Source organism: Rheinheimera texasensis, from assembly GCF_964031785.1.
Taxonomy (GTDB): Bacteria; Pseudomonadota; Gammaproteobacteria; order Enterobacterales; family Alteromonadaceae; genus Pararheinheimera; species Pararheinheimera texasensis_A.
Window position 1 is genome coordinate 60,265 of record NZ_CAXIRE010000022.1, and the last position, 24,965, is coordinate 85,229.

General features: G+C 52.9%; 18 protein-coding genes. 9 read left to right on the forward strand and 9 right to left on the reverse strand.

Annotated elements, in window-relative coordinates; translation table 11 throughout:
• Positions 1 to 492: 492 nt before the first annotated feature.
• The 4 genes from ABNT34_RS17205 to xylB all read right to left on the reverse strand — a co-directional run bounded on the left by ABNT34_RS17205 (position 493) and on the right by xylB (position 5,609).
• The gene (locus ABNT34_RS17205) at positions 493 to 1,161 is read right to left on the reverse strand and encodes a hypothetical protein (protein ID WP_348733827.1); all 669 of its coding nucleotides are present in this window, start codon (positions 1,159 to 1,161) and stop codon (positions 493 to 495) included.
• 304 nt (positions 1,162 to 1,465) lie between these two features.
• The gene (locus ABNT34_RS17210) at positions 1,466 to 1,711 is read right to left on the reverse strand and encodes a hypothetical protein (RefSeq protein WP_348733829.1); all 246 of its coding nucleotides are present in this window, start codon (positions 1,709 to 1,711) and stop codon (positions 1,466 to 1,468) included.
• 979 nt (positions 1,712 to 2,690) lie between these two features.
• Positions 2,691 to 4,010: a xylose isomerase gene (xylA, locus tag ABNT34_RS17215; protein WP_348733831.1), complete on the reverse strand. Its 1,320-nt coding sequence runs from the start codon at positions 4,008 to 4,010 to the stop codon at positions 2,691 to 2,693.
• Positions 4,011 to 4,121: 111 nt separating this feature from the next.
• Positions 4,122 to 5,609 (reverse strand): xylulokinase, encoded by a 1,488-nt coding sequence (xylB, locus tag ABNT34_RS17220; protein WP_348733833.1) that lies wholly within the window; start codon positions 5,607 to 5,609, stop codon positions 4,122 to 4,124.
• Positions 5,610 to 5,790: 181 nt separating this feature from the next.
• On the opposite strand from xylB, the gene ABNT34_RS17225 reads away from it, so the two are divergent.
• A complete protein-coding gene (locus ABNT34_RS17225; RefSeq protein WP_348733835.1) occupies positions 5,791 to 6,987 on the forward strand; it encodes a DNA-binding transcriptional regulator in 1,197 nt (398 codons plus the stop codon).
• Positions 6,988 to 7,041: 54 nt separating this feature from the next.
• Here ABNT34_RS17225 and ABNT34_RS17230 read toward each other — a convergent pair whose 3' ends face one another.
• Together ABNT34_RS17230 and ABNT34_RS17235 are read right to left on the reverse strand one after the other, a co-directional pair.
• Complete coding sequence (locus ABNT34_RS17230; RefSeq protein ID WP_348733837.1) at positions 7,042 to 7,362, reverse strand: type II toxin-antitoxin system RelE/ParE family toxin; 321 nt, start codon at positions 7,360 to 7,362, stop codon at positions 7,042 to 7,044.
• Complete coding sequence (locus ABNT34_RS17235; RefSeq protein WP_348733839.1) at positions 7,355 to 7,609, reverse strand: type II toxin-antitoxin system ParD family antitoxin; 255 nt, start codon at positions 7,607 to 7,609, stop codon at positions 7,355 to 7,357. The genes ABNT34_RS17230 and ABNT34_RS17235 overlap by 8 nt, the downstream gene beginning before the upstream one ends.
• Positions 7,610 to 7,837: 228 nt before the next feature.
• On the opposite strand from ABNT34_RS17235, the gene ABNT34_RS17240 reads away from it, so the two are divergent.
• Together ABNT34_RS17240 and ABNT34_RS17245 are read left to right on the forward strand one after the other, a co-directional pair.
• Positions 7,838 to 9,667 carry a glycoside hydrolase family 43 protein gene (locus ABNT34_RS17240; RefSeq protein WP_348733841.1) on the forward strand — a complete coding sequence of 610 codons (1,830 nt, stop codon included), beginning with the start codon at positions 7,838 to 7,840 and terminating at the stop codon, positions 9,665 to 9,667.
• Positions 9,667 to 12,672: a glycosyl hydrolase 115 family protein gene (locus tag ABNT34_RS17245; RefSeq protein WP_348733843.1), complete on the forward strand. Its 3,006-nt coding sequence runs from the start codon at positions 9,667 to 9,669 to the stop codon at positions 12,670 to 12,672. The genes ABNT34_RS17240 and ABNT34_RS17245 overlap by 1 nt, the downstream gene beginning before the upstream one ends.
• A 96-nt stretch (positions 12,673 to 12,768) precedes the next feature.
• Here the strand turns inward: ABNT34_RS17245 and ABNT34_RS17250 are convergent, their stop codons facing one another.
• Entirely contained in the window at positions 12,769 to 14,400 is a 1,632-nt protein-coding gene (locus ABNT34_RS17250) for a LytTR family DNA-binding domain-containing protein (protein ID WP_348733845.1), read from the reverse strand.
• A gap of 157 nt (positions 14,401 to 14,557) precedes the next feature.
• On the opposite strand from ABNT34_RS17250, the gene ABNT34_RS17255 reads away from it, so the two are divergent.
• The 4 genes from ABNT34_RS17255 (at position 14,558) to ABNT34_RS17270 (ending at position 20,805) form a co-directional block, all read left to right on the forward strand.
• Positions 14,558 to 16,087 (forward strand): alpha/beta hydrolase, encoded by a 1,530-nt coding sequence (locus ABNT34_RS17255; RefSeq protein WP_348733847.1) that lies wholly within the window; start codon positions 14,558 to 14,560, stop codon positions 16,085 to 16,087.
• Between the two features lie 282 nt (positions 16,088 to 16,369).
• Positions 16,370 to 17,602: a sterol desaturase family protein gene (locus tag ABNT34_RS17260; RefSeq protein ID WP_348733849.1), complete on the forward strand. Its 1,233-nt coding sequence runs from the start codon at positions 16,370 to 16,372 to the stop codon at positions 17,600 to 17,602.
• A 118-nt stretch (positions 17,603 to 17,720) separates the two neighbouring features.
• Entirely contained in the window at positions 17,721 to 20,171 is a 2,451-nt protein-coding gene (locus ABNT34_RS17265) for a TonB-dependent receptor (RefSeq protein WP_348733851.1), read from the forward strand.
• A 58-nt stretch (positions 20,172 to 20,229) separates the two neighbouring features.
• Positions 20,230 to 20,805, forward strand: coding sequence for a hypothetical protein (locus tag ABNT34_RS17270; RefSeq protein WP_348733853.1), 576 nt, complete (start codon positions 20,230 to 20,232; stop codon positions 20,803 to 20,805).
• Here ABNT34_RS17270 and ABNT34_RS17275 read toward each other — a convergent pair.
• Complete coding sequence (locus ABNT34_RS17275) at positions 20,760 to 21,872, reverse strand: GGDEF domain-containing protein (protein ID WP_348733855.1); 1,113 nt, start codon at positions 21,870 to 21,872, stop codon at positions 20,760 to 20,762. The two genes, ABNT34_RS17270 and ABNT34_RS17275, sit on opposite strands and share 46 nt — an antisense overlap.
• Before the next feature lie 227 nt (positions 21,873 to 22,099).
• Between ABNT34_RS17275 and ABNT34_RS17280 the strand changes: the two genes are divergently transcribed.
• The gene (locus ABNT34_RS17280) at positions 22,100 to 22,498 is read left to right on the forward strand and encodes a rhodanese-like domain-containing protein (protein ID WP_348733857.1); all 399 of its coding nucleotides are present in this window, start codon (positions 22,100 to 22,102) and stop codon (positions 22,496 to 22,498) included.
• 63 nt (positions 22,499 to 22,561) lie between these two features.
• Here ABNT34_RS17280 and ABNT34_RS17285 read toward each other — a convergent pair whose 3' ends face one another.
• Positions 22,562 to 23,011 carry an OsmC family protein gene (locus ABNT34_RS17285; RefSeq protein ID WP_348733859.1) on the reverse strand — a complete coding sequence of 150 codons (450 nt, stop codon included), beginning with the start codon at positions 23,009 to 23,011 and terminating at the stop codon, positions 22,562 to 22,564.
• A 314-nt stretch (positions 23,012 to 23,325) separates the two neighbouring features.
• On the opposite strand from ABNT34_RS17285, the gene ABNT34_RS17290 reads away from it, so the two are divergent.
• Positions 23,326 to 24,951, forward strand: coding sequence for a methyl-accepting chemotaxis protein (locus tag ABNT34_RS17290; RefSeq protein WP_348733861.1), 1,626 nt, complete (start codon positions 23,326 to 23,328; stop codon positions 24,949 to 24,951).
• Positions 24,952 to 24,965: the final 14 nt, after the last annotated feature.

The window sequence follows — 24,965 nt, forward strand, 5'->3', positions numbered from 1 at the left end:
TAATAAAAACTTTAAAGCCCGGCGAAGCTGCATAAAGGAGGCCAGTGATTTGTTTATTTATTAATCAACAACTTGGGTGATCAAAGTTTTATCTGATCCAGAAAGTGCATAAAAATCTGACAGTTAGTTATTGAATTATTGGCAGCCTTCAGGAGGTTTACATATGTCTGCAACTAACCATTCAAGTGAATTTTCAACACGGAGGAAAGGCTGTAGCAGATGCTCAGTCCGAGGGATCCAATGTGTGTGACGCCCAATCTTGTGTCAATGTCCGAGCCGTTTGCTGTGGTTTGCGTTAGGCTTTCGTTTTTGATTGTGGGTGTCCATAGATTTTGTTGTTAGTGTGTTGAAAATTCAGCGAAAACGGAACGGCAAGGCCGTTATGAAACTGGGTAAACGGATTGTTTTATTTGGGTGGTACTTGATTCGACTTAATATCGGCTCTCATAAGAGATGAAAGTGCATAGTATCTCTCTTGTCATCAACCACTCATCAGGAACTTGTAGTAAGTATTATAAACAAAACTATTACAATGATTATGTAATAAATTAGGTCGGTATACCCATTGTCAGATTTTTTTTGAAGATTAATTTGAGATGGAGATGAATTTACATCAGTTTTTTCTATTGTCTGGTTCGATGGCTTTGATGTTTTTTGTATTGCAGAATCCTGAGTAATCTGTTCAGTATCTAAGTGTGTTTTTTCATTTGTATGTGTCACAGACTCCTTGCTGGCAGCTATTTCTTCAGCTCGAATCTTTATATAAACAGCTTGAACTCTGTTCTGTTCGCCATCTGCCTCTGCTATAGCTCTGGTCATAAGACCGCTGTAAATATTGCCACGACTCATTTCGTCTGCGATCTGGTTATATATCGAGTTGTCAATATGCAGTTTTTTTTGCGAATTGTCAGAAAGTTTTTTTGCACCTGTTTTGATTTTGGCGTAGAGCCAATATGCGATATGAATAATAATTAAAAAAATGCCCCACATGACAGCAGCGTTGATCGCTGATAGCTCATTTTGTTGTCCAAATAGATACGTTACATTTATGCTTGCAACAATCCAAGAGCCTTCAATCAGCAGTGGCGGGCGAGCTTTATAAATTTTGGTCAATGTGATGTGGATAAAAGTCGCAATCAATAGACAAAAAATAAACCACATAATTACCTCAAGCTCAAATATTAATTTAAATTTTTTGACAGGGAAGCAGTGCGTATTTCTAACAATGAAAATTTATAGAAAGTTGTATGGAAAATAAATTATATCATTAAAAGCTGACTACACCAGTCACTGCATTTCTAATGGGTTAGAGCTTTTTAGGTATATAGAATCGTTCGATTGCCGGGCTCCGGCTAATCGGTGCGAAATTAATGTTCTCACCAATATTATAATACCTAAATGGCGGTTGCATGTCTGCCATTTATCAAGAAACTTGAGACTTTCTCAATTACCATGGCTCTCGTATTCAACTTAATCCGTTTGGTAGCAACCCTACCTCATTGCGTTCTGGAATGGCCAATCCATTAGATTTAGCGATTGCAATAATTTTATTTTCAAGGTGAGGAGCCCATCCATCCGTATTTCCTTGATAACAACGATTGCAGATATTAGCTCCATAAGTTGGTAAAAATTTACCTTGATATAATATTGGCCCCATTTTGAAGCTTTTACTACATAAATCGCATGTTAAGTTGATTACATTATCTGACATTAGTTACCTCTTTATTTAAATGGCTAAAGCAACATAATTTTGAATAGACTAAAATCTTAGTGAATTGGCACCGTCAGAAATACTTCGGATTGTGACAATGCTTGTTCATAAGTAAAGCCAATAGTGAGATTTAAATATTAACGCTAATGTTTGATTCTTGCACGATGTGGAGCTTAAAACGAATCCTCTAAATGGCCAGTTGACTAAAAAAGCAGCATCCCATCTACTTGAAACTCTCTCAGGAATTCAGGGAAATACTTTGAATCATCTTCTCTCAAGGTGACTCCTTGTGTGCCCCTAACGAACGAAACACAGGCTTAAACCTGCACAGCGGTTGAGGACTAGGTGCAACCACTCCGAGGACACTGATTTAGTCCGTTAAATGCACCGGCACTAACATCGCCACAACTGAAGGAAATGATTGTCGTTGGCTTTGCAGGTTTTCCTGGTTCAGGTTTTGTTGGAGTTTTGAATGTTTGTGTTGAGCGAATTGAGCGGATTGCGGGCGACCACAATCGTGTGACGACCAGAGGCCCTTACATATTCTTAAATGCTCGCTTTTGGCACAAAGCGACGATGCAAACGAACTCGTAAAACGGCCGGACGACAACGTTAGCAGACCCTCTGCGGCAGGGATGCCGCAGAGGAGCCTACACGGATGTATTCACGGCGTGTCTGCGGTGTTGTCGTCCGTGCCGTTTGCTGCGGTCTTCGTTAGCCGTTCGTTTTTAAATGTGGAACTCAATGGATTCGTAGTCGTACGGCGTGTGACGCCCAGCGGGCTTCGCTTGCCGGTACCTACGACTCCCGTTCAGAACGCGGTTAGGCGCTGCAGCCTTCCCGTGGCGTCAAGTCCGATTCGCCAAACAAAAAAAGCCCGGCAAATGCCGGGCTAACCAGTTACACACATCACTTACACACACTGGGACTAAATGCGCTGGCGGGGACAGGGCGACCTCGCCAGCGGGGTACTGCAAAACTAGCGGTACAGCACCAGGTTGACCTGGTTTTCCAGCAGTTCCTGGCGGCCGCTGACGGCTTGTGGGCTCAGCTGTTTCTGCTCGGTCAGATCTGCCAGCGATTGCAGCGAATGCTGGCCTTGCTGGATAGCCTGACCCAGTGGCGCGCTCCAGCCGGCGTAGCGTTTAGCGACGGCCTGGCCGAGGAAGTCTTTTTCCAGAAGCAATGCCGCCTTCTTCAGCGCTAAGGCTAAGTGGTCCATGCCGCCGATATGGCCGTGGAACAGGTCGTAGCGGTCAACGCTTTGGCGGCGTAACTTGGCGTCGAAATTAAAACCACCAGTGGAGAAACCGCCGGCTTTGAGAATTTCGTACATCACCAGGCTCAGTTCTTCCACGCTGTTCGGGAACTGGTCGGTGTCCCAGCCGTTTTGCGCGTCGCCGCGGTTGGCGTCGATGCTGCCAAAGATGCCGAGCGAAATGGCGGTGGCCACTTCATGGTGGAACGAATGGCCGGCCAATGTGGCGTGGTTGGCTTCAATATTGACGCGGAATTCTTTCTCCAGGCCAAATTGCTTGAGGAAACCGTACACAGTGGCCGAGTCATAATCGTATTGATGTTTGGTCGGTTCCTGCGGTTTGGGTTCAATCAGCAGCAGGCCTTTAAAACCGATTTTGTGTTTGTGTTCGACCACCATCTGCATAAAGCGACCAAGTTGCTCGCGTTCCTGACGCAGGTCCGTATTGAGCAGCGTTTCATAGCCTTCACGGCCGCCCCACAGCACATAGTTTTCGCCGCCTAAACGCTGGGTCGCGTTCATCGCGTGAAACACCTGGGTGGCGCCATAGCTGAACACTTCCGGGTCCGGGTTGGTCGCAGCACCAGCGGCATAACGCGGGTTACTGAACAAATTGGCGGTGCCCCACAGCAGTTTGACGCCGGTTTCTGCCTGTTTTTGTTCCAGCACGTCGGTCATGGCGGCGAAGTTATTGATGTATTCGCGGATGCTGTGGCCTTCCGGCGCGACGTCGATGTCGTGGAAACAATAATAAGGAATGGTCAGCTTGCTGAAGAATTCAAAGGCCACGTCGGCTTTTTGCCGGGCCCGTTCCATCGCATCACCGGCTTCTAACCATGGGCGGCCAAAAGTGCCCTGACCAAATACGTCCTGGCCGTTCCAGCAGAAGTTATGCCAGTAACAGGCGGCCATGCGTAAATGCTCGGCCATAGTTTTGCCGAGGATTTTTTCATTGGCGTTGTAATGTTTAAACGCCAGTGGGTTGGTGCTGTCGGCGCCTTCATAGGCAATTTTGTCTAAGTTGTCGAAATACTGAGCCACGCTGCTCTCCTGATTGGTCTCGATTAAGGCTGATGCTGTCATGTTGGCTATCGCCCGGCGTTCTCACAATTATGTTTTTTCAGAGCTACCTTGTGCTTTTCGGTGGCAGCATTAACCGGCGGCAAAAAACGGTTCTACTGCGCCATACAAGGCTTTAAAGCGCGCAAACCGCACGCTCAGCAGCTGATGACGCTGCTGGTCCGGTTGATGCGAACTGACCAGCGGCGGCGGTGGGCATAAAGCCGCCGCTGCCACTGTTGGATTCAGCGCCAGGGCCGCCAGTCGCGCCGCGCCGAGCGCCGGGCCGACTTCACCGCCTTCGCGAAAATTCAGCGGTAAATTCAGCACGTCGGCCAATAACTGGCGCCAGAATGCGCTTCGCGCGCCACCGCCAATCAGATTGATTTCATTGGGGATTCCGGCCGCACTGTGCAGGGCTTCAGCGCCTTGCGCTAAGGCAAAACTGACGCCTTCGAGCACCGAATAAGTTAGGGCGGCGCGGTGAGTGTCGTGCGTCAGGCCAAACCACAGGCCTTGTGCATTGGGGTTGTTATGTGGCGTGCGTTCACCGGATAAATATGGCAGGAATAGCGGGGCCTGGCTGATGTTAATCTCTGTGTGTTCCAGTTCAGCTAAAAGCTCTGTCACCGGATTTTTCATCAACTGCTCGCTGTACCACTGCAGACAACTGGCGGCGCTTAAGGTCACCGCCATCAGATGCCAGCTATTGGGTAGCGCGTGGCAAAACGCATGTACAGCTGATTGCGGATTGGCGCTGTAGCCTTGGCTTACCGCGAAATAAACGCCGGAAGTGCCCAGCGACAACATGGCCTGACCCGGCGCTAAAATCCCGGCACCAACAGCGCCGGCGGCATTGTCGCCCCCACCGGCTACCAGTGGCACTTGCGCCATGCCCCAGCGCTTGGCTAAATCGCTGCTTAGCACGCCGGTGATTTGATTGCCTTCATAAAGTATTGGCATTTGATTGCGGCTGAGGCCACAGACACACAGCAGCTCGTCGCTCCAGTCGCGCGCGGCTACATCCAGCCACAAAGTGCCGGCCGAATCAGACATATCTGAAGCAAAATCGCCGCTTAAGCAAAAGCGTAAATAATCTTTGGGTAATAACACCATGGCGATGCGGGCAAAAATGTCCGGTTCATGCGCGCGCAGCCACAGCAATTTGGGCGCGGTAAACCCCGGCATCGCCAGATTGCCGGTGATATCGGAAAGCTCTGGCACCCGCTCGGTCAGTTGCTGGCACTCAGCAAAACTTCGGCCGTCATTCCATAAAATCGCCGGGCGCAGCACCTGATGTTGGCTGTCCAGTAAAGTGGCGCCATGCATCTGACCGGCAAGGCCAATAGCTTTGACTGCGCTTAAATCGTGACGCGCACTTAACACATCCAGACATTGTTGTAAGGCGGCCCACCAATGCGCCGGCTCTTGTTCTGACCAGAGCGGCTGCGGCCTGCTCACCGAAAGCGGCGCGCTTGCACTGTCTATTACGCTTTCAATCGCGGGGTCTTGCGCATCCAGCAAAATCACTTTGATGCCGGAGGTGCCTAAATCGATGCCGAGATACATGGGCCAAATCACTTCTGTTGCCGGGAAAAGATGGGCTCATGCTTGGGGTTTGACGTCATCGCAGCAATTATGAAAATTCATAATTTGCTGTTGAATTCTGTTTTCGTCTTCCAGTCTGGCGATGGTGCAGTCTATTATCTGAGCGGATAAGACGATTTTACTGATAACCAAAAAAGATAAAGACGGTGGAATTATGTTCAAGGCAAAACACAGTATTACGCTGCTGTTTAACGCAAACAAAGTGTACGATCGACAGGTGATTGAAGGTATTGGGCATTATCTGCAGTCGTCGAAAGTCGACTGGGATGTGTACCTCGAAGAAGACTTTTTATGCCGGCTGGAGCATATTCAGGAATGGGGCGGCGACGGTATTATCGCTGACTTCGACGACATGAATATCCAGCGCGCCTTAGCCGGCACCGACAAACCGCTGGTCGGTGTTGGCGGCTCTTATGCCAATGCGCAGGATTATCCGCCGGTGCCTTATGTCGCCACCGATAACTTTGCGCTGGTGCAGGCGGCTTATGAGCACTTAAAACGCAAAGGGCTGGACCGTTTTGCCTTTTACAGTGTGCCAGCCGACGAAAACCATCGCTGGGCGGCCGAGCGTGAAAACGCCATCAAAAAACTGACCGCCAAAGACGGTTACGATTGCCAAATTTACAGCGGCCATTGCACCCGGCCGGAGACCTGGCAATACGCGATGAACCGGCTGACTGACTGGATCCAATCCTTACCCAAACCCATCGGCATTATCGCCGTCACCGATTCGCGCGCCCGCCATCTGCTGCAGGCTTGTGAGCATGTCGGCATCATAGTGCCGGACAATATCGCCATCATCGGTATCGACGATGATGACATCGCCCGTTATTTAAGCCGCATCAGCTTAAGTTCGGTGACTCAAGGCTGTTTCGAGATGGGTTATCAGGCAGCGAAATTGCTGCACACGCAGCTTAATAACATCGATGTTGGCCGCAAACGCATTCTGGTAGCGCCGGTTGGCGTGGCGTCGCGCCAATCCACCGACTTTAAAGCGCTGCGTGATCCTTATGTGATCCAGGCGATGCACTACATTCGCCGCAACGCCAGCCGTGGCGTCAAAGTCGAGCAAGTGACTGATTTTGTCGGCATTTCGCGCTCGAACCTCGAGCAACGGTTTCGCACTGAACGCGGCCATTCGATTCACACTGAACTACACAATCAGAAGCTGACCCGCGCCTGCAAAATGCTGCTGGATACGCAAGTGAACCCGACTGAAATTGCCAATTTATGCGGTTACCCGTCGCTGCAATATATGTACGCAGTGTTTAAACGCCACTTCGGCCAGACGCCAAAAGAATACCGCATGGCACGCGGTGAAGCTTTTGTTGATCAGGCGGTGAATGATTGAGGAGGGGGAGTGGCCGCATAAAAATGCCGGCCATTAAATAGTGAGGTGCCGGGTTTAAAACTCATCGTTAAATTGGTGCAATACATCCATGTGCTGATGGAGAACCCGTGCTACTTCAATTCCGTCTGGTCGAATACCGTCTGAAGATGCGAAGCGGTAAAACAAGATATGTTTGCCACATGGAAAGCTCCGCGCGCCGGGCGCTATCTCGTCGCGTTGTCGGCCCAATTCGGGCTGCAACGCCAACATGCATAAGGTTTTATCCAAATCTGCCAGATAAGCTCTGGCTTGGGTTGTTCCCCAACGGCTGATTGCAGTTGCAGCAATCCCTCTGAGATCGGCCTCTGCCAGCGCCGACAGCCGGTAGTTAGCCATTAGATTCAGAGCTTACTTCTGCAAAAATATCTAAGGCACTTTTTGACGTTGATTCGCCAACGGAAAGTTGGTCAAAGCCTCTTGCTACTTCTTGTCTGAGAATTTCAAGCTGTTGTTGTTTCAACATATCTTTCTCAAACAATAAACGTAATCCGTCACGGATCACTTCACTGGCCGAGGTGTACAAACCAGAAGCGATTTTTTCATTGATGCGTTTTTCAAACTCTGTACCCAATGTGATATTCATGGTTACCTCGGTTTTTGCCTGTGTTATGCGCATATTATGCCTGTGTTGTGCGTCTGACAATATGCTTTGGGGAGCTGTCACAATGAACAATCAATTTGCGGCGACCTGGAATGACACTTCATCTCCGGCCAAAAATCGCACAGTGCTGATGTGTTTTCATAACAGCCCGAGCATTGCTGTCAGGCGGTTTTTTCCTTCTAATTCATCAGGAAAAATGGAGATACACTGATGAATTACTCATTGAAGTTAGTTGAAAAACTCAGCACCATCGCTTTGTTTGGTCTGCAACTTGGGGCCTGTCAGGATGCCAACATGGCTGCCCCGGCCGCGACGACAACGCCTGTTGTTCAAGCTGCACAAACCGCGCCTGCAGCTGCGGTTTTTGACTGGTTTAGTTACGAAGGCCGCGACCCTGAGTTCGCCACGCCTTTGACCGCCGGCACTTACCAGAACCCGGTACTGGCCGGTTATTTCCCGGACCCGACGATCACTAAAAGAACCAATGCCGACGGCAGCGAAGATTTTTATATGGCGGTGTCGTCTTTTGTCATGACGCCGGGTTTGCCGATTTTGCACAGTAAAGACTTAGTCAATTGGCAGCTGATTGGTCATGCACTGGAACGGGATTCGCAGTTTGATATGCGTGGCCAGCAAATTTCGCAGGGCATTTACGCGCCAACCATCCGTTATCACGACGGTGTGTTTTATCTGATCAACACCACAGTCGCGACCCAAACCACCAAAGGCGGCAATTTCATCATGACCGCAACAGATCCGGCCGGCCCCTGGTCGGACCCGATTTGGTTGCCGGAAGTGCCAGGTATTGACCCGGATATCTTTTTTGATGACGACGGCAAAATCTATATCACCCACAATGCTGAAGCACCTGGTGAAGCCTTGTACGAAGGCCATCGCGCTATCTGGCTGTGGCAATACGACCCGCTGCAAAAAGCTGTGCTGAAAGATTCGAAAAAACTGCTGGTCAATGGCGGTGTCGATTTGGCGAAAAAACCAATCTGGATTGAAGCGCCGCACCTGATTAAACACAACGGTTGGTACTATCTGATTTGCGCTGAAGGCGGCACCGCCGACCAGCATTCCGAAGTGGTGTTTCGCAGCAAAAGCCTGAATGAGCCATTTGTGCCCTGGGAGAAAAACCCAATTCTGACGCAACGCGATTTGGCACCGAACCGGCCAGATCCGGTGACGACGGCTGGCCATGCTGATTTTGTCCAGCTGGCGGACGGCACTTGGTGGGCGGTGTTTCTGGCGACGCGCGCTTATGATGAGCAATATTTTAATGCCGGTCGTGAGACCTTTTTATTGCCGGTGAGCTGGCAAGACGGCTGGCCGATGATTCTGCCGCAAGGCGAAGTGCTGCCAATGCGACCGGCGTTGCCGGCGAGTCTTGTCGGTAAAATGCCCAAAGTCGCTGACCCGCTGACGGGTAATTTCAGCTGGCGCGATGATTTCACCACGTCCATTTTATCCAAACACTGGTATCAACTGCGTGAACACAGCAAGGCCAAATTACAGTTGGATGGTCAGCAGTTACAGTTAAACCCGGCCGCTTCGCTGGCCACGCTGGAGCAACCGGCTTTTGTCGCGCGGCGGCAGCAACATCTGCATTATGACGCCAGCACCGCACTGACAGTGCCAGCTGCTGGCAGCTCTGCGGGTTTAGTCGCCTTTCAGAATGAGCAATATCACTATTATCTCGGCGTGCGCCGCAATGCTGATGGTGCTGAGATTTTCCTCGAACAAGCCGCAGGGGCTGCGCCACAACAACTGGTGAGCCTGGTGGTGAAGGCTGCGCACCATCAAATCCAGCTGAAGATCAGCGGTGATAAAGGCGAAGTGCGGTTCTTTTATGCGCTGGGTGGCGCGGGTGGAGAGCATGCGAAATGGCAGCTGTTAAGCAGCCCGCAAGGTGCGGTGTTTGATGGCAAAATCCTTAGCACTCAGGTCGCTAAAGGTTTTGTCGGCACCATGCTTGGTATGCATAGCCGGCTGGAACCTGCGCTGCTGAATACGGTTGCTGTGGCGGATAAACCCTGATGCGATGGCTGCGGTCTGTCTTTGTTGCAGCGGTGTTCGGCCTGTTGTGCAGCGGCGGCCTGGTTTTAGCCGCCGAGCCTGAAGTTGCCGCTGCGCCTTATGTCCTGACTCAAGCCAGCAGCCCTGCTGATTTTGCGCTGGTTGGCGACAAGCAACAGGCGCAAATACTGCTGGACCGGCATGACCACAAAGGTTTGCAGCGCGCCGTTGCCACTTTGCAGCAGGACATCGACAAAGTCACAGACCGGCAGTTGCCGGTTTTTCACAAGGTGACCGCAGATGCGGGCTCAGGTCTGGCGCTGATTATCGGCAGTCTGGACCAATCGGCCTTGCTGAAAGATTTAGTTCAGCGCGGCAAACTCGATGTCAGCGCCATCCAGGGCCGCTGGGAAGCCTTTCAAATCAACTTGGTGCAGGCGCCGCTGCCCGGTATCCGTCAGGCATTGGTGATTGCCGGCAGCGACAAACGCGGCGCCATTTTTGGGGTTTATGATTTAGCTGAGCAAATCGGCGTATCGCCCTGGGTCTGGTGGGCCGATGTGCCGGTAAAAACCAGCAAGGTGCTGTATATCAAAGCCGGAACGCTGAAAGTCGACGCGCCGAAGGTCAAATACCGCGGTATTTTCCTCAACGACGAATACCCGGCGTTAACCAGCTGGGTTTTGCAAAAATACGGTGGCTACAACCACAAGTTTTATCAGCAGGTGTTTGAACTGTTGCTGCGGCTTAAAGCCAATTTCCTTTGGCCGGCGATGTGGAACAACGCCTTTGCCGACGACGACGCCAAAAACGCATTGCTTGCCGACGAAATGGGCATTGTGATGAGTACCAGTCACCACGAGCCGATGATGCGCGCCGACAAAGAATGGAACCGCTATGGCAAAGGCCCTTGGGAATATTCAAAAAACCGCGACGCTATTTATCAGTTCTGGCAGCAGGGCGCGAAGCGGCATAAAAACTTAGAGAGCATCTTCACACTTGGCATGCGCGGGCAAGAAGATGAGCCGATGAGCGAAGGCGAAAATATCGGTCTTTTAGAGCGCATTGTCGCCGATCAGCGGCAAATTCTGGCTGAAACCTTTAAAGGTCGGGGCATCAGTACAGTGCCGCAAGTCTGGGCTTTATATAAAGAAGTGCAGGGGTTTTACGAACGCGGCATGCGGGTGCCGGACGATGTGACTTTGCTGTGGTCCGACGATAACTTCGGCCATTTACGTCGTTTGCCGACCTTTGATGAGCGCAGCCGCAGTGGCGGTGCCGGGGTTTATTATCATTTTGATTATGTCGGCGGGCCACGTTCTTACACCTGGATTAACTCGACACCTATTGCCAAAATCTGGCAGCAAATGGATTTGGCCTCACGTTATCAGGCGAACCGCATCTGGATAGTCAATGTCGGCGATTTAAAACCGATGGAATATCCGATCGACTTTTTCCTGCGGATGGCCTGGAACCCGACGCAGTTTAATGCCGGCAACCTCGAACTTTATGCCCGCGATTTTGCTGCGCAGCAGTTTGGTGCTGAGCACGCCGAAGAAATCGCCTATTTATTAGAAGGTTATAGCCGCCACAATGGCCGGCGCCGGCCCGAAGCCATGACAGCGCAGAGTTATCCGCTATTGGCCAACAACGAAGCGGCGCGGGTCAGCAGGGAACTGGCAGATCTGGCCGCTCGTTCGACCGCATTACTGGCCAAACTGCCGCAAAATCAGCAGGATGCTTTTATTCAGCTGGTTGACCATCCGGTGCAGGCCACGCAGGCGTTGTTTGAGCTGTATCACGCAACGGCGCGTAATCAGGTGTGGGCCGAGCAAGGCCGGCGCGAAACCAATACCGCTGCGGCGGAAGTCAAACGCTGGTTTGCACGTGATGCGGCACTGACGGCACGTTATCACCAGCTTGGCGCGCCAGCGGGCCAGCCTGGCCGCTGGGATCAGCTGATGGCGCAGCCGCATATTGGCTTGGCGTATTGGCGCAATCCGGAAGCCAATACCATGCCGGTGGTGCTGACGAATCAGCCGATCACGCCGGCCGATATGGGCGTGGTGGCTGAAGGCTCTGGTACAAGTTGGCCACAAAGTGATGACCTCGGGCAAAGCCTGACGCTGCCGCGCTTTGACCGTTTAGGCACGCAGCAACGGGTTATTGAGATTTTTAACCGTGGTAGCCAGCCTTTTTCGTTTGCAGCCAAAGTAGTTGGCGCCGGTAAGGCTGCAACCGACTGGCTGCAGATCAGCGCGCAACAAGGTGAGGTGGCTGAGTCCTATCCACTTCGCGTCAGCATCGACTGGCGCAAAACCCAGCCGGGACTGAATCAGGCCGAGGTCTGGGTCAAAGGCACCGGTTATGGCTGGGCCAAAGTCAAAGTGACGGCACTGGATAGCCCGGCCGCACAAGCGCCCGTGCTGAAAGCTGCCTTGGCTTCGGCTGCGACCGCGCCTTTTGCCGACGCTGATGGTTATATTGCCATCAACGCCAGCAGTGCGCTGGTCACTGGCAATACAGCCGAACGCTATTGGCAGCAGGTAGCAGGTCTTGGCCGGTTTTTAATGGCCGAACAGGCTGGCAGTATGGTGGCAGTGACACTACCGGATCATCTTGCCGATTTAAGTCCGGCCGTTATCAAACAAGCACCACAGCTGCAGTTCCCGCTGTATTTCCAGCAAGCCGGTGAATTTACTTTGCAGCTGCAGCTGTCGCCAGCGCTGCAAATCACACCGGGCCGTGGTGTGCGCCTCGCGCTGGCGCTGAATGACGCAGCGCCACAGCTGCTCGACCTGATGGCAGATTATGACGACAAGCTCTGGCAACAGTCGGTGCTGGATAATATCCGCATCCTGCGAATGCCATTGCAGGTGAAGACTGCGGGCCTGCATCAACTAAGGGTCTATCTGGTCGACCCGGCAGTGGTGCTGCAAAAAATCCTGATTGATACCGGTGGTTTAGCACCGGGTTATTTAGGCCCGGTGCAGAGTCGCCGTTTGCAGTTACAGCAGGGCCAATGACAGCGCGTTGATTCGCCGGGGCATTGCGCCACCGCTGTTGTTAGCCCTTTCTTGCAGCGTGGCAGGGCTTTGTGGTGATTCGGCAAGGTTTGGCGGCTAACCAGTCCCAGTCGCTGGCGTCAGCATGGCACTGCGCACCGCGGGGATTAAGCGCCGGCTGACCGGGACTTGTTGCCCACTGGCCAGAATTAATACGGCGCCACTGCCGCTGTCGCTATCTGTGGTGGTGCGAAATTGCCGGACCTGATGTGCGTTGACCAGATATGAGCGGTGCACGCGGATAAAGTGGCCGGGTAATTCCTGCTCCAGCGCTTTGATGGTGCCGCTATATAAATGTTGCCGGCCATCGGTCTGCCAGATCTCGGTGTAATCCCGCGCAGCCTGACAATAGGCGATATCGTCGGCCAACAGCCGCTGCACCTTGCCGGCACTGGTTATGGTCAAACTGGCTTTTGGCGCAGTGCTTTGATGTTGTTGTAATTGCAGTTGAAGTTGCAGGATCAGCTGTTGGTCGGTCAGCTGTTGTCTGAGCTGTTGCTGACGTTGCAGCGCCTGCTCGACAAAGAGGCCACAGAGCAACAAAGTTACCAGCAAAAACGCTAAAATTTCCTGAAAAATACCGTTCAACACCACTGCGGAACCGACATAAAGCAGCAGTAATACCGCACTGCTGCCGGCGCCTGCTGTGCTTGTTGCATCCTGGTGGTCTGCCTGATACCAGCGGACGCCGGCGATACAGGCCGCCAATGCCGCCGGCAATAAAGTCGCGATGGCAATGCGTGCATCAAAGCTGTCCAGCCACCACAGCAAAGGCAGCAGTACCAGCACAGTCAAAAGCGTCCAGAAACGCCAGAGCGCGGGCTGATAACGCAGCAGCGTTAACCACAACAACGCAAAACCGAAGCCGCAGGCACACAACAAAATGGCGCACAGCCGCAGCTCATGCAGCGGATAAGGATAACCGAGCAGGCCCCGGCTCATTTCCAGCCCTAGCTGCGCCGCAGCACAAAGACTCAACAGCGCCAGCAATGCATCTTGTCCACGGGTAGCAATTGCAGGCTCGGCAGGACCGCTGACTGCGGTGCTGCTGCCCAGCAATGCCAGCGTACTGAAATACAACAGACCGGTGCATAACACACCCAGGATCAACAAACCGAGTCCGGTGTATTGCTGCAGGTAAGCATTGACATTGCCGTAGGGACCAATGCCAATAAAATGAATAGGTTGCGCCAGTTTGAACCAGCCTTGTTGGGCCGACATCAACAGCACCAGTTGGTTACTGCCGGTGCGAAGCTGCGTTGGCGGTAAGTAAATCTGGCTGTCCATCTGCCCGGGAATTTCGCTTGCAGCGACACCGGGCTGGCCGTTCTGACCGACTAACTGGCCGTTTAAATACACTGCGCTGGACGCTTTGGCGAAGATAAACAGCGCCAGTGGTTGTGCTGTGGCGCCGGATGGCAGTTCAAACGGCAGTTCCAGCCATAACAACCTGCCTTGTGGATCGGCTGGCTGTGTTGCCTGTGACTGACAGCCTGCAGCACTGAAACTGGCGGGTAAAGTGCGGACTTGCTCAGCATCACACCAGGCCTGAATGCCTAACGCCTGTAGTTGCGGCAGTGCACGGGGTTGGCTTAACACCCAGGCAAAACAGCCGAGCAGGATGATCAGTATCAGCGCCACCGCACTGTTGCGCGCAAGAGGCATTTGGGGCAGGGCATAGGTTGGCATGGATGGCTCCGGTGGCAAAAAAGCGCTGCCGTTTAGCGGAAAAAACACCACCGTTCAGCGCCGTCGCAGTGATACATCCTACCGTTGGCAGATGTCTGCTCGCGATGCAGCTCCGGCCTTGTTTTACTGCAGGAAAGTTAACCAAGGAGTGCATGTTATGTTATTGAAATGTCTCAAGACAAGCAGTTTGTCCCGCCGCCCGGTCCGGCCGGTTTTTGTTCTGGCCACCACGCTGTTGCTGCTGGCTGGTCACAGTGCGCAAGTTCTGGCTGCGGGGGCAGCACCAGTGCGCTACGCCAATGAAACGGCATTTCGCTTCACTGCCGGCAATGGCGAAAGCACTGACGCTTATCGCGGCTTCTTTTTAGTGCCGGAGAACCGGCAGCGCGCCGGTAGCCGCTTGCTGAAATTGCAGTATGTGCGCTTTCCGGCGACAACGAAGCAACCGGGCGCGCCAATTGTTTACTTGTCCGGTGGCCCCGGAGGTTCTGGCATCCATACCGCCAAGGGCCCGCGTTTTCCACTATTTACCGGTCTGACCGCGCAGGCCGATGTGATTGCGTTGGATCAACGTGGCACCGGCTTATCTGCTGATATCAAGCCATGCCAGTCGTCTGTGCTGGTGCCGACTCATCAGCGTATCAACGAGCCGCAATTTGCCGCGTTGTATCAGCAGGCTGCAGCCGAGTGTCAACAGCGTTGGCAGCAGCAAGGCGTTGATTTGCTGGGTTATACCACAGTGCAGAATGCGCTTGATCTCGATGCGTTGCGCCAGCATCTGGGCGCGGACAAACTGACATTATGGGGCATCTCCTATGGCACCCATCTGGCACTGGCGGCCAGCAAACTGTTCCCCGAGCGGCTGGATAAACTGGTACTGGCCAGTGTCGAAGGTCTGGATCAGACGGTCAAACTGCCGGCAGAGACCCAGCTGTACTTCCAGCGTTTGCAGCAGCTGATTGCACAGAACCCGGCATTGCTGGCGCGTTTTCCCGATATTGCCGGTTTAATGCAGCAAGTACTGCAGCAACTGGAGCAAACACCGCTTGCACTGCAACTGAAGCAGGCCGATGGCAGCAGCCGCGAATTTTTGTTTCAGCGCCTGCATTTGCAAATGCTGACGTCGATGTCGTTGGCTGACCCGAACCAGCGGATGGGGCGATTGCTGCAGTTGTATCAGGGTTTAAAAGCGCAGCCAGAGGCGATGAAGCCGGTACTGGAACAGATTCTGGGGACTGGCCTGCTCGATGGGTTCATGGCAGGGCCAATTGAACTGCAACCGATGTCATTGCTGATGGATGTCGCGTCCGGCATCTCAGCGCCCCGTCTGCAGCAATACCAGCAACAACAGTCGACGGCGCTGTTGGGCGGTATGCTGAATTTCCCGATGCCGCAGCTCAACGGCACAGTGCCGGGACTGGATTTGGGTGATGCATTCCGTCAGGAAGCCCGCCATGCCATTCCGACGCTGGTGCTCAGTGGCACGCTGGATGGCCGCACTTATCTGGCAGAACAACAGCAAGCTGTCGCCGGCTTATCCGCCCGTCAGCAAGTGACAGTGCGTTACGGCGGGCATAACCTGCTGGAAAGCTCGCCGCAGGTGCTTGCACTGATGCAGCAATTTATCAGCACAGGCAAGGTCAGTCAGCAGCAGATCGATTTACCTGTGCCTGATTTGGCTTTGTAAAAACGCTCCGTGTTTGCCGGGCCAGCAAAGCGAGGTTGTGGTCCGGCATCCCACACGATACGCACGGCTTTGATCATCAGCCACAGGCCTTGATACATGCATCTTAACTGATTTAGATTTGCCGCGAATGTGGGCTGATATGTAGGGATAATTCATTTTTAAGCAGAAAAATCAGCGAAAAAAATTCATCGGATCTGCGTTTTCAGGGCTGGACAGTCGTCGGAGGTCTGGCTAGTCTGGTCTGAACAGTTTGGATCTAAACATATAACTAAAAAGTATCCTATGAATATTATCCTGTTCGCCATTCCGTTATTTTTATCCCTCATTCTGCTGGAACTTTACTTAGACTGGCGGGCGCAAAAACAAACTTACCGCTTTAACGATGCGATTAATTCGCTGAACCTCGGCATGATGAGCCAGGTGATGGGGCTAGCCTATAAAACCCTGCAATTTAGTGTGTATGTGCTGATTTTCCAGCATTTGGCACCCTGGAGCCTTGGCACTGAAGCGCTGTGGGTTTATCTGTTTGCTTTTGTTGCTTATGACTTCTGCTACTACTGGTTTCACCGCATCAGCCATGAAATTAACCTGTTCTGGGCCGGCCATGTGGTGCATCACCAAAGCGAGGAATACAACCTCAGCACGGCGCTGCGCCAGTCCAGTGGCGGGTTTTTCAGTTTTATTTTTTATCTGCCGCTGGCGCTGATTGGCATAGAACCACTGGTGCTGTTGACGGTCGGCTCACTGAATCTGGTGTATCAGTTCTGGGTGCACACGCGCCATATCAACCGGATGCCGGACTGGTATGAAGCGGTGTTTGTCACGCCGAGTAATCATCGGGTGCATCATGCGCAAAACCCGCTGTATATGAATAAAAACCACGGTGGTGTGTTTATCCTGTGGGACCGCTGGTTCGGTACTTTCCAGGACGAACTGCCGGAAGAACCGGTGATTTTTGGCATCACCAAACCGCTGCAAAGCTGGAACCCGATCTGGGCCAATCTGGATACTTATTGGGCGCTGGTGAAAGACAGCTGGCGCACCGGCTCTTTTGCCGACAAATTCAAAGTGTTTTTCAGCAAAACCGGCTGGCGGCCGGCCGACGTGCGTAAACAGTTTCCGAATAAATTCGCTAACCCTTATCAGCAGGTCAAATTTGACACGCCGCTAAGCGGCGCACAAAAGCTTTATGTGTTTTTGCAGCACCTGACGTTAATTGCTTTAGTGCTGTATTTCCTGCTGAGCGCCGGCAGTTTCAGCGTTGTCACTATTTGGGCTGGCGCTGCCGTCATTCTGTTCTGCTTATTTTGCCTTGGTTATTACCAGCAACAACGCCAGCACACAACTTGGCTGGAATGCGCTAAAAATCTGCTGTTGGTGCTGCTGGCGCTGTATTGGTTTGGTACAGCCGCAACCTGGCCTGCGCTTGGTTGGTTGTTGCTGGTCAGTGTTGCGCTGTTGCGTAGTTCACGTGGCCATAGCAGTGGTTTGCTGGTGCAGGGCAAAAATTCTTAATACCAAGGACATTCGTCCACAACGGCCAGCTGTCCACAGCAGACATCTGGCCGGCATCTCGACAAAAAATCTATAACAAGGGGCTCAAGCCCCAACACACCACACGACAGGGGAAGATATGAAACAACAGGGCAAAGTGCAGTTGTCACGCATTTGTCTGGCAGTTTGTTTGGCGATGGCCAGTCAGACTGCTCAGGCACAACAAACTAACGCCAAAGCAGAAGCAGAAGGGCTGGAAATCATTCAGGTCACAGCGCAAAAACGCAGTGAAAACATGCAGCAGGTGCCGATCGCTATCACGGCTTTTAGCCGCGACAACATCGATAAAATGGGCCTGGTGAATGTCAATGATTTAGGCCGCATCACGCCGGGCCTGGAGACGAACAACGCCACAGCAACGCAGACCTCTTTTAACATTCGTGGTATTTCTACCAACGATTTTGGTATTGGTCTCGATGCGGCCGTCGCTGTCTATATCGACGGTGTCTATGTCGGCCGGCGCGGCACCTCGAATATGAACTTCACCGACGTTGAGCGGGTGGAAGTATTAAAAGGCCCTCAGGGCACGCTGTTTGGCCGTAACTCGGCCGCCGGTGCTATTCATATCATCACCAAAGCAGCCAGCGCCGATGCTGAAGGCCAGTTCCGCGCAACACTGGGCAGCCACGGCAAACAGAAAATGGAATTCTCCGGCACTGCAGCGCTGACTGATACCGTCAATGGCCGCATCGGCATTAACCGCAATAAACGCGACGGTTATCTTGATGTAAAAAACAGCAAAGACAAATACGGCAACCAAAATGACTGGTCGGCGCGTGGCTCGCTGGAAACCACGTTAAACAACGGCGCCAGTCTGGTCGCCCGTGCTGATGTTTCCAATATCGATCAGCAAGGCCGGCCGGCGGTGACGCTGAACACTGCTTATGGCAGCGGTGACCCTTTTGGCCCGATTGAATACGATTTTGAAGGCCATGAAACCCGTGAAGCCGGCGGCTTATCCGTTGAATATCAACAGGATTGGTCTGGCATGCAGTTCACCTCGCTGACCGCTTACCGCCAGTTTGACCGCGGCAATGCGATGGAAGATGACGGTTCGGCTTTTGCCCGTGCTTTTTTTGCCAGTAATCTGATTGAAGACCAAAACCAACTGAGCCAGGAATTCCGTTTAAGCCAAAACGGCGATGATTTTAAATGGACCTTAGGCGCCAACTGGTTTCGCGAAAATATCGAACAAATCACCCAGGCAACTTTTAATACCCTGACGTTTGACGCGCTGGCCGTGGTGCAGATGGGCGCAGATCCACGTTCAGTGCCAATGTTGCCGCTTGGTACCGGTGTCGCCGGTGCTTATATGACGATGGGCACCGCAGCGGCGCGTCAGGCAGTGGCCGCTGAAATTGGCCGGCTGATGATGCAGGGCATGAGCTTTGCCCAGGCGCAGGCCAGCGTCGGCAATGCGCTGGTTAATGCCAACCTGACCAAGGTGATGGGCCAGCATATGGAGCAGTTCGACAACGAAGGCACCACCACCAGTACGGCGATCTATTTTGACGGCACTTATGCGCTGACCGAGCAGCTGGACTTGACGCTGGGTGGTCGTTATACCTTTGATAAAAAAGACTTTTACTTAAATAGCGTACCGCGTAACTTCTTTAACGTGCCATTCGGTAATGTCGGCCAGGTGCCGCTCGCCGTAGCCTTTATTCCGCAATCGGCCGATCAAAATGCCGATTGGTCCAAGTTCACGCCGCGGGCGGTGCTGGATTATCAGTGGACGCCTGAACTGATGACGTACATCTCTTATGCTGAAGGTTTTAAAGCCGGTGGTTTTAATACCTTAGGTGAAGCGGCGCCGGTCAAAGAAGAAACGGTGAAAAACACCGAAATCGGCGTCAAATCGACCTGGCTCGACAACAGAGTGCGGCTGAATCTGTCGGCTTATCAATATGACTATACCAACCTGCAGCAGTTGGAACTAGTTGGCCCACCGGGTGGCGTGCCGACTTACAACCTGCGTAACGTCGACGCGGAAGGCAAAGGCGTGGAGCTGGAGCTGATTGCGCTGGTGACTGACGATTTACGCCTGACCGCCAATTACGGCCATCTCAACACCGAATATACGAAGTGGCAATATTTCAGCTGGGAAAACAGCGGCAGTAAAGTCGGTCAGCCAATCTCCGGCATGCCGGAAGATCAGGCCAGTTTGCTGCTGGATTATTATTTTGCCGGTCTTAATGGCCAGTTTAACTGGAACCTGACTTACAGCTACACCGGCGATCGCACTGAAGGCGTGGACGGGCCGAAACTGGCGGTGTTGCCGTTTGAGCAAGGCAGCGTGAAAGGGCTGAATAATGATGCGCTGAATTCGATTAAAGGCTTTGGCCTGGTCAATACCCGGCTGAGCTGGCAGAGCGACAACCATCCGTTTAGCCTGGCGTTTTTTATCAATAACGCGCTGGATGAGCAATACATCATCCAGACCGGCGGACAGGCGATGGCAGTGGGTTCGCCTATTGCGACACCGGGTTTACCACGCATGTACGGCATTGAGTTTGGTCTGACGTTCTGACAAGTTGTACAAGGCCCTGCGGGGCCTTGTTTTTTTCTGACTGAATTGGAGCAGCATGATGTGGCTGGCGGTAGCAGGAGAAGTTGGTCTGGTGATGGCGCTGGGTTTATGCGCGCTGCGGTGTTGGCGGCAGCGGCAAACTACGCCGGCACTGCAGTGGTGGCTGCTGGTGTTGGCCGTTGCTTTGGGATTTATTGCTATCAACGCGGCGGTTGGCGCGCTGCGTTATGCCGGTGTTACTGAAGTGATCCCAGTGCATATGCAGCTGACGGCGGTTTCAGTCGGCTGGATGATGCCGCTGTATCTCGCTGCGGCGCTACGCTTATGGGGCAAGTTGCCCGGCAGCGTCTGGGGATTGTGGCTGGTGCTGGCGTTATTGCCGGCGGTGTCTGCGTTGCCAGGCCTATTGCGTGATGCCATGCTGGTCCTGGCGCTGCTGCGGCTTATTCAGCAAACGCCGGTGCGACTGAGTTTGACGCTGGCTTTAGCGTTGTTGCTGGCGGTGCCGCTGATTAACTTGTTGCCCCTTCCTGCAGACGCAGCACTGGGTCTGTTTCATCTGCTGCTGGCCGGGCATTTTTACGCTGTTTATCGCGTTGTGCCGGTTTTGTCTGCGCCCAGACTGGCGTCGTAAAAGGCCCAATGATTGCGGCCAAAATGTTTGGCCTGATACATAGCGCTGTCGGCTTTCTGGCACAGCGCATCAAAGTCAGTGCCGTCGCGCGGGGCAATGGCGATGCCGATGGAGCAGGTCGCACTGAAAGTTGTATGACCAAATTCAACCGGTGTCGCCACGGCGGCCAGCAATTTTTCCGCCAGTTGTTGCACTTCAGTTTGTTGATGAAAACCTTCCGCCAATACCAGAAATTCATCGCCGCTGATGCGACAGACCAGATCTGACCCGCGCAGATGGCTGCGTAACTGGCTGGCGACGCTTTGCAACAATTTGTCGCCGGCATGATGACCGAGGTTGTCATTGACCTGCTTAAAATTATCCAAATCGATAAACAGCAGTGCGACCCACTGCTCTTGTGGCCGGCAGCATTGCATGGCTTGTTCCCAGCGTTCCCGCGCCAGTACCCGATTGGGTAATTGGGTCAGCGAATCATGGTTAATCAGCTGGCGGATTTGTTGTTGTGACTGATGTACTCTGTGGTTTTCCGAACGTAGCGCCTGCACCAGTTTGGTTAAATCGCCAATCATCAGCCAGACACTGCTGGCCAGCAACAGCAGGATAATCGCCAGTAACGCACCTGAGTGGATGGTGCTGCGCATCGGCTGATGCTGCACCAGGCCTAAGTCATTGCTGAGCCCAATGAGCAGCAAATTCAGCAGCATAAAAGCGGTCAGCCACAAAAAAGTACGGCGTAATCCCATTAGCGCAGCAAATACCAGAATACAGGGATAACCCAACAGCGCTTCATCGGACAGGCCACTAAACACCCACAACAGCGCTGTGACCAGCAGCGTCAGCCCAATCAGCAACCAGCGCGTTGCCACTTTTAAGGCATCCCGCTGCGCCAGCAACCAGACCGGACTGAGCAGTAAGGCGGCGATGAATAATGCGGCGGATAGCTCCCGTGCCAGCACAGCACCGGCATATAGCCGGTGCACCACTTCAATCAGCAAAATAGCTTCGGTCAGCCAAAAAACCTGCAGCAGGCGGCGCTTGCGCTGTTGTTCAAATTCTTCGATGGTCATAGTGTGGATCTGACGGGCCGGATCTTCACAGCTTAGCTGATGATTCCGTGCCTGGTTGAGCGGGGGCGCAAATGGCGCTGCGCGAGTTGATCTGCCGCAAAGGGAGAGTGTTTAAATTTAGTATTACCTAATATAATGTCGGTTTTACAGCGCTGCAGCTGATTTTGGGCCTGTTTTTGCGCCATAGTGTCAGCACAGCTTTTTTATCAATGACAGGAGTAAAAACCATGCTGAAGTCAGCGCAACAACTGGTGGCAGAAGCCCGCGGCCAGATCCGGGAAGTGTCGGTCCAGCAGCTTCAGGCTGTCTTGGCTGATCATCACAACATTCTGATTGATGTACGCGAACCGGATGAATTTCAGCAAGGCCGCGTTGACCGCGCGGTGAATTATCCGCGTGGCGTGCTGGAAATGAAAATTCACCAGCATCCGGCCGTGTCGGCACATTGTGAGCCACAACAGGCGCTGGCTGAACTCGCCAGCCGGCCGGTTTATCTGATGTGTCGTTCCGGTGCCCGTTCTGCGCTCGCGGCACTGAGTCTGCAGCAGATGGGTTTTGCAAAGGTGTACTCAGTGGCCGGTGGCTTTGTGGCCTGGCAGGAAGCCGGATTACCGGTTGAGATCTGAGTAAATTAAACAGGCCAGAGCTGCCTACGCAGGTCTGGCTGCGCCGTCGTTCATGCGCCGGATTCAGCCCTGATGCAGCAGCTGGCCGGCGCTGTCCCGCACCTGTACTGTCACCTCAATGCCCTGACGCACGCTTTGGGTCACCACACAAAAATTCTCGAATTGGCTTAAAGCCCGCTCCAGATGTGGCATTGTCGCGCTATCGGCGCCAAGCTGCAGCCCGACCTGCAGTTTGCCGATGCGCCAGCGGCCGTCCTGCCGTTCCAGTTCGCCGACCACTGTGGCCTGCACCTGGCCCGGGTCTTCTTTAAATTTACGCACCGCAAATAACAAACTGGCCGCCAGACAATTGGCCACCGCGGCCGCCAATAAACGCGACGGGTTCGGCCCTTCGCCTGCACCCAGCGGTGGTGGTTCGTCACTGAGCAGCTGACCGGCGTCGCCAAAGTCGATTTCAAATTTATAACCGTCCAGCAAACGCAGCTGGACACTGAATTCTGTTTGTTCTGCCATCGAAAACTCCGTTGTGGGGACAAATCTGTGTCATGCCGAAGTGTAGCCTGCAGGCAATTTTACGGCACAGGGAATAGCAATATTTGTGCTTGCACAATCTTACCTTGCACTGCTGAGCTGCTTTTCGTCGTGACAGGCTGAAGTAAATAAATCTTGCCAATCTTTTGCATCTCTACTTTGCTTAAATGATTAAAAAATGTCCCAACTGTTGCTATTGTCTCATTTGTCCTTTAAAGTTGTCTCCAAGCTTGACCGGCGCAAGTGCTGTGTCAGAACCAGGATGACTTAGTCTCCCCCCAGGCGAGGTACATGCAATGCAGTTACAGAATATCCGGATTAGTACCCGCTTAACCTTCGGTTTTGCATTCGTTGGTTTGTTGATGTTGTTACAGGGAATATTCACCTTGTACAGCATGCACTCAATGCACAAAGTCACTGAACAGATTGATAAAAACACCATTCCAAGCCTGGAACATCTGGCGGAGCTGAATCTGAATGTGATGCGGATGCAGGTGTCCGCGCTGCGTTTCTTGATTGCCCGCAGCGATGCTGAAGTGCTGTCAGCCAAACAAAGCATCAGTGAGATCCACCAGCATATTGGCCAGATCCGGCAGCAGTATGAGCCGCTGATTTCAGTCAGTGGAGAACAGCAAAGCTATGACGAGTTCAGTGCAGCTTACCTGCGTTATACCCAGCTGAAAAACGATTTGACTGCCTTGGTCGAAGCAAAAAATCACACCGCAGCGACTGAGTTGGCGAACACCAGTCTGGCCGAAACAGCGAATCAAATGGCTAAAGCCCTGCTGCAGCTGAACGAGCTGAATTCGGGTTATGCATCAGAGCAGGCCGATAAATCGGAGCAAAGTTACCTGCAAAGCTGGAACTATGTGACTGGCATGGTCTTGCTCAGTTTGCTGATTGCAGCGGCAGCCGCTGTTTTGTTAAGCCGCAGCATCGTGATCCCGGTCCGCCGTGCCCTGCGTCTGGCACAAAAAGTCGCGGGCGGCGATCTGACGCAATCCATTGAAATCAGTGGTAAAGATGAGATGGCTGAGCTGGCGGATTCGATGCGGACTATGCAACAAAACCTGCGCGACACCATCCGTCATATTGCCGCGTCGTCGCAAACGCTGGCGTCGGCGTCGGAAGAATTAAATATAGTGACGGACAGCGCTGCAGCAGGTGTCAGTCAGCAAAATGATGAAATTCAGCAAGCTGCGGCTGCTATCACCCAAATGAGCGCTGCGGTCGAAGAGGTGGCGCACACGGCGCTTGCCACTTCTGAGGCTTCGACGCAGTCGGCGCAAAATACGCAGCTGGGCAAACAACAGGTTGAGCAAACGCTGTCGGCTATCCATGACATTAACAAAGATATGGCGGTCAGCGCGGGGTTGGTCGGCGATCTGGCCGAGCAGTCACAACATATCGGCAAAGTGCTGGATGTTATTCGCGCCATCGCGGAACAAACCAATTTACTGGCGTTAAACGCTGCGATTGAAGCGGCGCGGGCCGGTGATGCCGGCCGGGGTTTTGCCGTCGTGGCGGATGAAGTGCGGGCGCTGGCGCATCGCACTCAAAGCTCCACCAAAGAAATTGAAAGCATGGTGCAGAGCATTCGTGGCGTCACTCAGGCTGCGGTATCCTCGATGCAGCACAGCCGTGACAAAGCCGAACTGGCGTTAGCGCAAGCCAATAAAGCCGGCGAAGCGCTGGACATGATTGCCCGACAAATTAACCGCATCAGCGACAGCAATCACATTATTGCCAGTGCCGCCGAGCAACAATCAAAAGTCGCGCGTGAGGTAGACCGTAACATCATTAATATCAGCGATTTAGCAACTCAGACTTCGGCAGGTGCACATCAGACCAGCGCAGCGGCGCACGACCTGTCACGCCTTGCTGTTGACCTCAATACCTTAGTTGTTCGTTTTACTGTTTGAACCGCGTTCGCAAT